Consider the following 13,088-nt stretch of genomic DNA (forward strand, 5'->3'; position numbering starts at 1 on the left):
ATCCTTAATACTTATCAATTATTGTGCTTGCACGCGAAGTTCTGCACTTGAACGACTACGGTGACCTAACAAGGTTTTTACATCGGTAGCTGTTGGTTTAATTAATTTAAATAATGGAGCATATTTATCAAAATCGTGAAGAATTTCTTGAGCACGTAAGCTTCCTGTTTCTTCAAAATGTTGATTGATGATGCCACGTAAATGTTCTTGGTGAATTGTTAGCTCTTCAATAGCTAGCATTTCGATAGACTCTTTATTTAGACGAATATCTAAATCACCTGTTTCGTCTAAAACATAAGCAAAACCGCCAGTCATACCAGCACCAAAGTTAACACCAGTATCACCTAATATAGTGACGATACCGCCAGTCATATATTCACAGGCATGATCACCAGTGCCTTCAACAACCGCTTGGCAACCTGAGTTACGCACCGCAAAACGTTCACCAGCACGACCAGAAGAGAATAAATTACCGCCAGTCGCACCATATAGACAAGTATTACCCATAATCATGGTTTCGTGGCTAGCATACTCAACACCTACAGGTGGTTTGATGGTTAGTTTACCGCCAGCCATACCCTTTCCGACATAATCGTTGGCATCACCAGTCAAAATCATGTGTAAACCGCCAGCATTCCAGACACCAAAACTTTGCCCGGCAGTACCTGACAAATGTATCGTTATTGGAGATGCAGCCATACCTTGGTCGCCATGGTGACGAGCTATCTCACCTGATAACGTAGCACCAACAGAGCGATCGGTATTTTGGATGTTAAAGCGGAATTCACCACCTTTACTATGCGCTACCGCATCACTCGCAGCAGCTAAAATATTTTGATTTAACTGCCCTTTATCAAAGGCAGTGTTTTCTTGTGTTTGATGAAGCGCGGTATTTTCATCCGCAACAACAGGCGCGATTATCGGTGATAAATCTAACTTGCTTTGCTTAGAAGTAATGCCATCTACTTGTATTAATAAATCAGTTCTACCTATGATATCAGTTAAAGTTTTTACCCCAAGGCTGGCAAGAATTTCGCGGACATCACGAGCAATAAATTTAAAATAATTCATTACTTGTTCAGGCAAACCTTTAAAGAACTGTTCACGTAAAACTTCATCTTGTGTTGCTACACCAGTAGCACAGTTATTAAGATGACAAATACGTAAGAACTTACAACCTAAAGCAACCATAGGCGCAGTACCAAAACCAAAGCTCTCAGCGCCTAAAATAGCCGCCTTAACAATATCTACACCGGTTTTTAAACCGCCATCAACTTGTAAACGAACTTTATGACGTAAACCATTGGTTACCAATGATTGATGAGCTTCTGCTAAGCCCATTTCCCATGGACAACCGGCATATTTGACAGAAGTAAGTGGGCTAGCCGCAGTGCCACCGTCGTAACCTGAAATAGTTATAAAGTCGGCATACGCTTTAGCAACACCGGAAGCGATTGTGCCAACTCCTGGGCCAGATACTAACTTAACCGAGATGATCGCTTTTGGATTAACTTGTTTTAAATCAAAAATTAGCTGAGCTAAATCTTCAATCGAATAAATGTCGTGATGTGGCGGCGGAGAAATTAAGGTAACACCGGGTACGGAATAACGTAATTTAGCAATTAATGGCGATACTTTATCACCCGGTAATTGACCACCTTCACCTGGTTTAGCCCCTTGCGCTACTTTTATTTGTAGTACGTCGGCATTGACTAAGTAATGCGGGGTAACACCAAAACGTCCAGAAGCAATTTGCTTGATACGAGAGTTTTTAACGGTACCGTAACGACGTTCATCTTCACCACCTTCACCTGAGTTTGAAAAACCACCTAATCGGTTCATTGCAATCGCAAGTGCTTCATGTGCTTCAGGGCTAAGTGCACCAACAGACATCGCCGCGCTATCGAAACGTTTGAACATTTCACTTTCAGCTTCAACTTCATTGAGTGCAATAGGCTCGCAGTCATCTTTAAGTTTTAATAAGTCACGGATGGTGGCAATGGGACGATTATTCACTTCATCGGCAAAAGTACGATAATCATTATAATCACCGTTTTGTACCGCACGTTGCAAGTAGTTAACAACATTAGGATTAAAAGCGTGATACTCACCACCATGAACATACTTTAATAAGCCGCCATGATTAACTTTCTGGTGAGGTAAAAATGCTTTGCGCGTTAGGTTGATGGCATCTTGTTGGATATCACTAAAGTCTGCACCTTTAAGACGACTTGGTAAGTCACTAAAACAAAGCTTCATGATATCTTCATTTAAGCCAATGACTTCAAATAAGCCGGCACAACGGTAACTGGCAATGGTAGAGATACCCATTTTAGATAATATTTTCAATAAACCTTTGTTAATGCCTTCTCGATAATTAACGATAGCATCACGGGCTGATAAATCTATTTGTCCTTGTTCAACAAGTTGTTCAATAGTTTCAAACGCTAAGTATGGATATATTGCCGTAGCACCTAAGCCAAGTAAGACTGCGTATTGATGTGAGTCACGTACAGAGCCTGTCTCTACAATAATATTGGAGTCGCAACGTAACTGTTGATCTACTAAACGTTTTTGAACTGCACCAACAGCCATTGCTGCAGGAATAACCAGTAAACCCGCTTGGATATTTCTATCCGACAATACCAAGATAACAGTACCACTATTGCGAACCAGTGTTTCAGCTTCATCACACAGTCGTCTTATGGCGGCTTCTAAGCCTTCTTCTACTTTAAAACTTAGCGTTAGTGTATCTGAACGATAATGTTCGGGGTCCAATTCACGTAATTGCTTCAAGCCGGTATACATAAGTACCGGAGTCGAGAATAACATACGGTCTGCATGACCTGATGTTTCGTTAAATACGTTGTGCTCACGACCAATGCAGGTGCCTAATGACATCACATAACGTTCACGTAATGGATCTATTGGCGGGTTTGTTACTTGCGCGAATTGTTGGCGGAAATAGTCATATAAAGTACGTGTTTGACTTGATAATACAGCCATAGGTGTATCATCACCCATAGAACCCGTTGCTTCTTGGCCATTCTCAGCTAATGTTCTAATGACTTGTTGAATTTCTTCATAGCTGTAATTGAACATTTTGTGGTACTGAGTCATCTCTAAATCAGTAAATACTCGTTGACCAATTAAATTAGCTTCGAGTTGGTCAAAGGGCACTAAACGACGGATGTTTTTATCTAACCACTCTCTATATGGATGACGATCCTTAAGATCATTATCAATATCGCATGAATGTGATATTTTACCTGTATAGGTATCAATGGCGAGCATTTCACCAGGACCTACACGACCTTTTTCTACGACTTCATCTTCACCGTAATCCCAAATACCGACTTCAGAGGCAAGGGTAATAAAACCATTACGTGTGATGACATAACGAGCCGGTCGTAAGCCGTTTCTATCAAGATTACAGGCAACATGACGACCGTTAGTCATTACTACGCCAGCAGGGCCATCCCACGGTTCCATGTGCATAGAGTTGAATTCATAGAAGGCACGTAAATCATCATCCATCAATGGACTGTTCTGCCATGCAGGCGGCATCAATAAACGCATTGCACGGTATAAGTCCATACCACCAGCTAAAAATAGCTCGAGCATATTATCTAAAGACGATGAATCAGAGCCTTTTTGGCCAACAAAAGGTGCTGCATCTTGCAAATCAGGCAATAAAGGTGACTTAAAACGATGCGTTCTTGCTCGACTCCATTGACGGTTACCATTAATGGTATTGATTTCACCATTGTGTGCTAAATAACGAAATGGTTGTGCTAAATGCCACTGTGGTGAGGTATTCGTTGAAAAGCGCTGATGGAATACACAAATTGCACTTTGCATCCGTATATCAGCTAAATCTAAATAAAAATTAGGTAAATCTACCGGCATCATTAAGCCTTTGTAGATTGTCACTAAGCAAGACAAACTTGCTACATAAAATCGTTCATCCGTAATGCGTTTTTCAGCACGACGACGGGCCATATATAAACGACGTTCTAGTTCTAGATTTCTCCATCCTGGAGGAGCGTCAACAAATATTTGCTCAATTTTTGGCAAGTTACCTATGGCTATTTCACCTAACACAGAGGTGTCGGTAGGTACTGTTCGCCAACCGATTAACGTTAAGCTCTCGTTAGCTAACTCTTGTTCTAATACTTTTTTAGACAGTGCAGCTTCAATAGGGTCAGGACTTAGGAAAATCATGCCTACCGCATACTTTTTACCTAGCTTCCAGTTATTGTCTGCAGCTACGGCGCGAAAAAAGCTATCCGGTTTCTGTAATAACAAACCACAACCGTCACCTGTTTTACCATCGCTAGCGATACCGCCACGATGTTGCATACGATCTAAAGCGGAAATAGCGGTCTTGATAAGTTTGTGGCTAGTCTCGCCATGTTGATGGGCGATTAAACCGAAGCCACAGTTGTCTTTTTGGACGCTATGATCATAAAGCTGCATTCTTTTCTCCTAAATAATAAGCCAACTTACTCACAGGACAGTCAAAGAGGAATAAAGGCATGGAAAAAATGCATAAATACTCCTCTTATTAAGTAAGTGGACATTCAACATTACTCAGTTATTAGCTAAAGGTCAATCATAATAGAGCTTTTGCTCGTAATTAATTTACATTTTTGTTCTTTTTTGTAACCGGCTGGTGAGATTTAATATTTGTAAGTGGTTGATTTTATGGGTTTTGATGTTTTTGTAATATGACTTATGTTTCATATGATGAAAAATCATGAAATAAAACTACATTTTGATGGGTTTTATGCTTTTAGGGCATATTCAATATTTATTCAGGTTATGGGTGTTGTAGGTTGTATTATAGCGATTTGGCTTATTCACTAAGGAGGATTTTAAATGACGAAATTGCGAATAAGGTTGTTGTCTGTATAGAGCAAATGGCCAATGAATGCTTAATCAAGTGCCTTGGACTGATTTATTTTTCCTAAGCACAACAGGATCACAAACTTAATTAAACTGTATTAGCTCTAAGTGGTGAGGAGTAAAAACAAAAAAGCCAATAGTGTTATCACTATTGGCTTTTAGTTTTATAAATAGCGGGTTATAGCCTAAGGCTGATAACCACCCTCAATACCTTTGGTCGTGACACTTACAGCGTCATGGGCATGAAGTGACTCTAAATGATTAATACGCAACCAGAAATCATCAAATTTATCTGTCTGATTCATACTATGTTGTAAGCGACGTGCAGCATCTTCACAAAACATCAGGTTTTGGCCATTAAGACGAGCAAATTCTTGCTCATCTTCGCGTTTAACTGCAGCCTGTACCGGTGTTTTTAGAGAGTTCTCGATAAGATCAACTAATTCAGTAATAGGAAATTCACTAATACTTGAATTAAGTTTTACTTTTACTTCAGCAACAGAACGTTGTGAATGAGGAGTTGCTACAATACCTTCTGTTGTTCCTAACCAGTCATGGATGTCGGTTAGCGCTAGCTCGCTTTGTTGTGCAAATTTATCTTGAAAAGCCTGTTGTATTAATTGTCTAGCAAGGGCAGCAGAACACGGACAAGTAGATGAATAAGGTACATCAATGGTTAACTCGATAGTGAGTTGGCCTTTATTTAAGAAGCCAGTAATTATTACTGGGTATGCTTTCCAGCCTTCTTTGCCACTAATTAATGATTTTCTACGCAAGTGGTAATCGAAGCTGAATTGAACTTTAGCTTGATCACTTAATTCTTGGTGACTGCTAATAAAGCCGTCAAGCAAGCTAACTAAACTTTGATAGTTAAGCACATTACTTGTAGATAGCTCATCGATAAGCAAGTAAAGGCGTGACATATGAATGCCTTTAGCCTGAGCTTCTTTTAAGTTAACAAATGCATCAATATGAGCCGACACCATACGTTCGGCTTGGTCTTTTGAAGCGACCATTACAGGCATTTCAATGTTACTCATGCCAACCCAGTCAAGTGTACCCTCGGTTTGAGCAGTTGTATGGTTGGCTATATCTGGCATTGATGTCGTCATTTCGACTCCACTTTAAACGATAGTTACTAACTAATCTCCGAGACTTTTTTAGAATATGACGAAGAGTAGATCTAAGGGCGCACATTCTAGCTTATTTTTTAATGGTAATCATTACTGTTGTTGCTCTATAGATAAAAAAGATGAGAATAGGACGTGTTTTATGCTATTTTTCAAGAAGTTTGTCTGATATTTATTACTGCGGTAATATAGAGATACTCTCTATTATTCGTGAAAAAAGGTGTCTCTATGGGAACTGAACAATCGAATCCCTACTTAGATTTTGAATTACTTGAAGGTTATTTAGACAGCTTAGGTAAAACTATTGTCGAGAAGATGCTCGCTTTATATTGTCAGCAAGTTGAAATTTACCTTAACGATATTGAAAGTGCACAACTGAGCGATTCATTATCTGGTTGGGAAGAGCACTGCCACAAAATGAAAGGCGCTGCAGCGAGTGTTGGCATGTACCAATTGCATCGACAATTAAAGTTATTAGAAAAAACGGACGAAGCTAAAGAGGAAAAAGCGCTGTCGTTAAAAGAATTAAGATTATCGAATGAACAAGCAATTATTGCTTTTAAAAGTTGGTTGGTAAGTAAGTAAGTAACTACCGGCAGGTTTTGTTTAGATGGTAGTTTAGTCGTCCTTTAGGGCTGCTAAACTACCTTAATATTAACGAATATTAATCTAGCGTACCGACAAAGCGATATCCTTCACCGTGAATGGTATTAATAAGCTCTGGTGTATTTTGATTTAACTCAAAGTGCTTACGTAACCTTCTTATGGTGACATCAACTGTACGGTCATTAGAGCGTAAATCTCTGCCAGTCATTTCTTTAATTAACTCTTGGCGAGAAATTATTTTACCAGAATTTTTGATAAGCAAACTTAATGCACGATATTCTCCACGTGGGATCGCAATGATTTCACCTTCAGGGCTAGTCATTTGACGAGAATTACCGTCTAAAGTCCATTGATTGAAGCTCACTATACTTTGTTCTGGTTCAGTACTTGTTTGTCCAATACGGCTTAAGATATTACGCGCTCGGATTGTTAACTCTCGCGGGTTAAATGGTTTGGTTAAGTAATCATCAGCACCAATTTCTAAGCCAAGAATTTTATCAATGTCGCTATCTCGACCGGTAAGGAAAATTAATCCCATGTCCTTATTGGTAGTTAATTCACGAGCTAATAACAAACCATTTTTTCCGGGTAAATTGATATCCATAATGACAAGGTTGATAGTGTGTAGTCTAAGCTGCTCAGCCATACTATTACCATCAACAGCTTCGAAAACGACGTAACCTTCTGCTTCAAATAAATTGCGTAAGTTAAAGCGGGTGACGTCTTCATCTTCGACAACTAAGATTTGATATGTCTGCATGTTGGTATTTACCTAATATTTAAATGGCTATTGCGATTATTATTTAATGAGTGAACTATATCCCCATTATCAGTCAATATGCATATTTCAAATTTTGCACTGTGAATGATAACGAGTATGTGTAATATATTTACAATTATTTAACTATTTTAGTCAAGAGAAAATGAAAAAACAATTTTTAAAGGCTATTATTTCATTAAGTTGATGCTAATTCTACAGGAAAGGTGATATCAAAACTCACTCCATGTTCAATATCATCTTCAAGTACTATATGACCATCTAGCGCTTGGGTTACTAAATTGTATACTAAATGCATGCCTAAGCCACTGCCGCCGCTGCCTCGCTTAGTGGTAGTGAACGGGTCAAAAATCTTTGCTTTCATGGAATTATCAATACCAATGCCATCGTCACTATAATTAATATGTAATTGATCACTTAAGTTCATCACGTTTATAGCGATGGTGCCATGATCTAGCCCCTCAAAAGCATGGTAAATTGAATTTAATATTAGATTGATTAATATTTGGTTGATAGGGCCCGGTTTACTATTAATATCGAGATCGTCAGGGCATATTACGGAGATAGTGACATTGGCTGATTTTATTTTTGCTGAGAGTGTTAATAAGACTTCATCTAATAAACCTTTAACATTAAATGTGCGGGATTCAGCACTGGATTGGTCAACAGCAACCTTTTTAAAGCTTGATATTAATTTTGCCGCTCGTTCTAGGTTACGGAATATAATCGAGACATTTTCATCACTATCAGTTAAGAATTTTTTTAATTGGCTAGATTTTAATGTTTTGTCTTCAAAAGCTGTTTTAATTTCACTTAACTTGTCTGCTAATAAGCTTGAAGCAGTTACACCTAAGCCAATAGGGGTGTTTACTTCATGTGCTATACCGGCAACTAAATCACCAAGTGAAGCCATCTTCTCTGTTTCAACCAATTGCCCCTGAAACTCATGCAGTTTTTCTAATGTAGAAAGTAACTCTTGATTTGACTCTTTTAATGCGTCGGTTCTGGCACTAAGTCTATTTTCTAGAGCTTGGTTTTGAGATAAGGCATATTGGTGTTCATCAATTATGGTCGTGATATGTTTATCAGTGCGAAGTAATAAAATATTGATGTTTTTAGCCAGAATATCAAGTTCTTTATAAGGTTGAGTAGCTAATTGAGTTTGGTAATTTTTATTTTGTGATATTTGTCCCACATCTTCAATTAACTTGGCAATAGGTTGGTTGGTTTTATTGAATAACCATTGTGAAATACTAAAGGATAAAATAAGCACAAAAATTAGAAAACCAAACATTACATAGATTAATTTACTGATGAAATTCTGCTTTTTTAGCAAGCTAGATTGGATAAATAGATAACCTATAGTACGCTGTTCTTCGATGATTTTGACAATCAACTCTAGGTGGTTTTCTTCATAGTGTATCGTACTTAATTGTGATATTTGGTCAATTTTATCGCTGATTGCTGGAAATTTGTGATTTTTATTATAACTACTAAAAAACTCAATGCTGCCATCTTCATTCGAACGATACACATGTATGCGATTTATTAGGGTAGTCGAAATTAATTTTTCAAGCTCACTTTTGAGCTTACTTTGACTATTATCATTTTCGCTTTCTAAAAAGACACTACTATTACTTGCCAGGATATTTGCCCATGCGCGAGTCTCACTGGCAATATTTTTATTACCTTGTTCATCAACTATATAAATAATACTCGTTGATACCGTGAGTAATATTATTGCGCATAAAGCCATTATGCTCTGTACTAGGCGACTATGCAGTGACATGGTGTTGATTAAGTGTGGCATGGTACCCAATAAATTAGTCTGCTGTTACTTTGATGATAGCTGAGCTTGGTAAATAGTAAACCCTTTCTCTTTTGTTATCACGCGAGTATTACCAATGTGTGCTTCCATAATAGGTTGATAACGTAAAAAACTGTTGGCTACTATGGTGATGTTGCCTTGCTTGTTCAATTTTTGGTTAATGCCGGCTAAAAAGTCTTCACTGGCTTGATAGTGTGTTTTAACACCTTGATGAAAAGGAGGGTTTGAAACAACATGGTGATAGTGTTCGTTAACATCAGATAAGCTATTTGACGGGAATACATTACCCGCTAGATTGTTTAACGCTAAACTCTCTTTTGCCGAGGTTAATGCTAAGGCACTTACATCAAGTAGAGATAAATTTGCTTCATTAAATTTTTTGCCGATGAAACAGCTAATAACACCAGCACCACAACCAAAATCGAGCACTTTCCCTACTATTTTATCGGGTAAATTACTCAGTAGTAATGATGTACCTACATCTAATTTCTGTTGACTGAAAACGCCAGGTAACGACGCTATAGTCAGTTCAATACCTTCAACGACAATATGATATTTTTTAAACCAATCTTGTAAGTTGAAAACGACCGATAATTTTTCTGGCTCAAATAAACCGACAAAAAGCATGCAGTGGCGTGCAGCATCGACCTTTTGACAACAGGATAATATATTTTGTGTTAATTTTTCAGCAGATTGAATACCGCCTTTTTTCTCGCCAACTAACAATATTTTGGTTGTCTCATCTATACAGTGAGCAATAATAGCGAGCGTGAAATTTAGTTCAGCTTTGCTTTTAGGGAAGGTTATGATGACGAGATCATGACAAGTGTCTGTTTGATAGGTACTGGCGAATGTTGTCTGAACATTATTTTTATTAGATGAACTACCATGTTTTTTGATTATTGCCTGATAGTCAATGAAATTGGTATTGAAGCAGCTAATACTGTCTGGCTTATGAATATCTACGTAGGCATCAATAAAACCATCTTCCGGTAAGTTAATTAATAAGGGAGATTTAGCGATAAGTAATTCGCTATTACGTAATAAAACTTGGCTAGGATTTGACAAAGACATAAGGCAAGACACAGTGCAATAAATACAGGAATAATAATAGTTATATTCTACGGTAAATAAGTATAAGGGAATAGGGTTATTTACGGTAAGTTAATTGTACCCAAGTAAAAAAAATGCTTAAATAGCAGTTGTCCCTAATTCCAATTTAATGGTTGATTAACCATTAAATTTTAATAGGGCCAGAAGAGGAGCGTTAACCAGGTAATTACTATTGTTTTGAGCAATTCAAAAGCAGAGATCAAACTCTGTAGATAGTAATGAGGGGGATTAACGCCGAGATAAATAGCTATTTGATAAGCTATTTATCGGTTGTGTACTTTATACCTTTATAAAGTAGTGGGCTGAATCCCAACAACTGTCACTTTGAATAACAACTATATAGTTGTTTAAGTGGGGAGCTTCTGGTCTTTGCATATTAGCCAAAATACCAGCCTTGCTGATGTTATGCTCTTCTTTGTCAACGCCCAGTACTCCGCACAATGTATCTAGTTTTATTAATCAAGCATGCTTACCCATGTCTTTAATAACACGGATACTCATTATTTTTTATAGACTTTTTATCAGATAAGCGGAGTAATAAATGGATTGGCAAGATGTATTAGCACAGTTAGAATCAGGTACTTTACGAGCGGCAAATCAAGATGATGCCGGTAACTGGCATGCCAATATTGAAGTGAAACAAGGTATTTTAGCTGCTTTTAAAGCGGGTGAAAACGTTGCTTTTAACGATAATTATCAGGGTTTTGTTGATAAGCACAACTTACCTGCTCGTCAATTTACACCACAAGACGGTGTTCGTTTAGTTCCTGGCGGCTCATCGGTCCGTGCCGGCGCTTACGTTGCCGAAGGCGTTATCATTATGCCACCAGCTTACATCAATGTAGGTGCCTTTGTTGATACCGGTACTATGGTTGATAGCCACGCTTTAATTGGCTCGTGTGCGCAAGTAGGTAAAAATGTCCACGTTTCAGCGGCGGTTCAAATTGGTGGAGTATTAGAGCCGATTGGTGCTAGCCCAGTGATTATTGAAGACGGTGCCTTTTTAAGTGCTGGTGTTGTTGTGGTTGAAGGCATTGTTGTTAAAAAAGGTGCGGTATTAGCACCGGGTGTCTCTCTTTCTAAGTCAGTGCCTGTTTATGATTGTGTTAATCAAGTCATGCGAGAAAAAGGTGCTGAAATTCCAGAACGTGCTGTTGTTGTTCCTGGTACCCGACCTGTTAAAGGTGAATGGGCAGAAGAGCAAGGTTTAAGTATGGCCTGTGCGCTTATCGTTAAATATCGTGATGAAAAAAGCGATGCATCTCTAGAGTTAGAATCAATTTTACGTTAATTAATCATCTTGTCGTTGTATGGTCCAATCTATGTGTCAAAAGTACTCATTGATAGTCATCAACTCCGTGCTTTTTCCTTTAGTTTGAAACATACAACTTAAAGTTGAATAATTAATATACTCACTTGATTGAGTTCTGAAATTTAAAAGAAAACTATAAAGACAAATATAAAGAAAAGTATGATGCCTAAATCCACTTGGTTTGACACCAGTATTGAACACGCCTTAATTTCCCATGAGTCACCAGAAGACGAGCAAGGTTATTATGTTTATCAACTCGATGCACTTAAAGCACACTTAGCCGTTTTACAGCAGCAAGACGTGATTAAATTATGGTTTGCCGTTAAAGCTAATCCTTTATCAAAAGTTATTCAAACGCTTGATAGTGAAGGTTTTAACTTTGATGTCGCCAGTACCGGTGAGTTAACTCAAGTTTTAGCGCAAGGCATAGACCCTAGTCGAGTATTAAATACCGGACCTGCTAAATCAAAAAAACAGCTCGCTGCATTTGTCAAAAAAGGTGTTCGTACTTTTGTAGTTGAAAGTCTAAATCAACTTAATTGGCTAAATGAAGTAGTGCTCGAGCAAGCTGAAGCATTAGGTAATGACGAAAAGCTTAAAGTGCTACTTAGAGTGCAATTACAATGGCATGAAGGCGAGAAAAACCCATTGGGTGGCAATAGTTTAACACCCTTTGGCCTATCAGTATCTGAGTGGCAGAATATCCATGTTGATAGTTATCCAGCTTTAGATTTATGTGGATTACATATTTTCCAATGGGGGAATATGTTGAGTAATGAAAAAATGTTTTCATTATGGTCTCAAATGATAACGCCTTTAACTGATTTAGCTAACAGCATTGGTATGACTTTGGATGTGCTCGATTTGGGTGGTGGTTTAGGTATTGATTATCTAAATGAAGGGCAGAAGTTGTCTTGGTCTCAAGTTATCAAAGACTTGGCTGTTATCAAAGAAAAGTCGGGTGTCAAAGAGTTATGGTTGGAGTTAGGACGTTTTGCTGTTGCAGAGTGCGGTTATTATGTCGTACCTGTGATTGATAGAAAAATGAATTATGATCAAGAGCAACTTGTATTAGCGGCGGGTATAAATCATTTATTACGTCCAGCAATCACCGACCAGCCTTTTCCTGTTCAAATATTACGTGAAGGTTTTTCAGCTGAAAAATCCACTATGCAAGCTTTTGATATTCATGGTCCTTTATGCACTAGCATGGATAAATTGGGGCACTTACCGTTACCAGAAGACATTGCTGTCGGTGAGCAGTTAGTGTTTGGCTATTGTGGCGCTTATGGTTTTACTGAAAGCATGCCGTTTTTCTTATGTCATGAATTAGCTGCTGAATATGTATATCAAAATGGCAGTTTAATCCAAGTTAGAGCAGCTCAGCCTGCTTCGTCTTATTTGGCTTAGTTG

Annotated in this window: 8 protein-coding genes and 1 riboswitch; of the genes, 3 read left to right on the top strand and 5 right to left on the bottom strand. The window is 38.1% G+C overall.

Going from position 1 to position 13,088, the window contains the following annotated elements:
- Positions 1 to 18 precede the first annotated feature (18 nt).
- Entirely contained in the window at positions 19 to 4,479 is a 4,461-nt protein-coding gene (gltB, locus tag CXF85_RS06880; protein WP_101227768.1) for a glutamate synthase large subunit, read from the bottom strand.
- Positions 4,480 to 5,093: 614 nt separating this feature from the next.
- Positions 5,094 to 6,020, bottom strand: coding sequence for a GTP cyclohydrolase FolE2 (folE2, locus tag CXF85_RS06885; protein WP_101227769.1), 927 nt, complete (start codon positions 6,018 to 6,020; stop codon positions 5,094 to 5,096).
- A 246-nt stretch (positions 6,021 to 6,266) separates the two neighbouring features.
- On the opposite strand from folE2, the gene CXF85_RS06890 reads away from it, so the two are divergent.
- Entirely contained in the window at positions 6,267 to 6,623 is a 357-nt protein-coding gene (locus tag CXF85_RS06890; protein ID WP_101227770.1) for an Hpt domain-containing protein, read from the top strand.
- Between the two features lie 79 nt (positions 6,624 to 6,702).
- On the opposite strand, the gene arcA is transcribed toward CXF85_RS06890, so the two are convergent.
- The 3 genes from arcA to CXF85_RS06905 form a co-directional block, all read right to left on the bottom strand.
- Positions 6,703 to 7,404: a two-component system response regulator ArcA gene (gene arcA / locus CXF85_RS06895; protein ID WP_101227771.1), complete on the bottom strand. Its 702-nt coding sequence runs from the start codon at positions 7,402 to 7,404 to the stop codon at positions 6,703 to 6,705.
- Between the two features lie 196 nt (positions 7,405 to 7,600).
- A complete protein-coding gene (locus tag CXF85_RS06900; protein WP_232771104.1) occupies positions 7,601 to 9,232 on the bottom strand; it encodes a sensor histidine kinase in 1,632 nt (543 codons plus the stop codon).
- 24 nt (positions 9,233 to 9,256) lie between these two features.
- On the bottom strand, positions 9,257 to 10,324 hold the full coding sequence (locus tag CXF85_RS06905; protein WP_232771105.1) for a methyltransferase: 1,068 nt from the start codon (positions 10,322 to 10,324) through the stop codon (positions 9,257 to 9,259).
- A 175-nt stretch (positions 10,325 to 10,499) separates the two neighbouring features.
- A riboswitch (Lysine riboswitch) is annotated at positions 10,500 to 10,733 on the top strand.
- A gap of 171 nt (positions 10,734 to 10,904) precedes the next feature.
- Between CXF85_RS06905 and CXF85_RS06910 the strand changes: the two genes are divergently transcribed.
- Together CXF85_RS06910 and CXF85_RS06915 are read left to right on the top strand one after the other, a co-directional pair.
- On the top strand, positions 10,905 to 11,654 hold the full coding sequence (locus CXF85_RS06910; protein WP_101227773.1) for a 2,3,4,5-tetrahydropyridine-2,6-dicarboxylate N-succinyltransferase: 750 nt from the start codon (positions 10,905 to 10,907) through the stop codon (positions 11,652 to 11,654).
- A gap of 183 nt (positions 11,655 to 11,837) precedes the next feature.
- Positions 11,838 to 13,085, top strand: a complete 1,248-nt coding sequence (locus tag CXF85_RS06915; RefSeq protein WP_101227774.1) for a PLP-dependent decarboxylase — start codon at positions 11,838 to 11,840, stop codon at positions 13,083 to 13,085.
- Positions 13,086 to 13,088: the final 3 nt, after the last annotated feature.

Origin of the sequence: Colwellia sp. 75C3 (assembly GCF_002836255.1) — a bacterium.
Lineage (GTDB): Bacteria > Pseudomonadota > Gammaproteobacteria > Enterobacterales > Alteromonadaceae > Colwellia.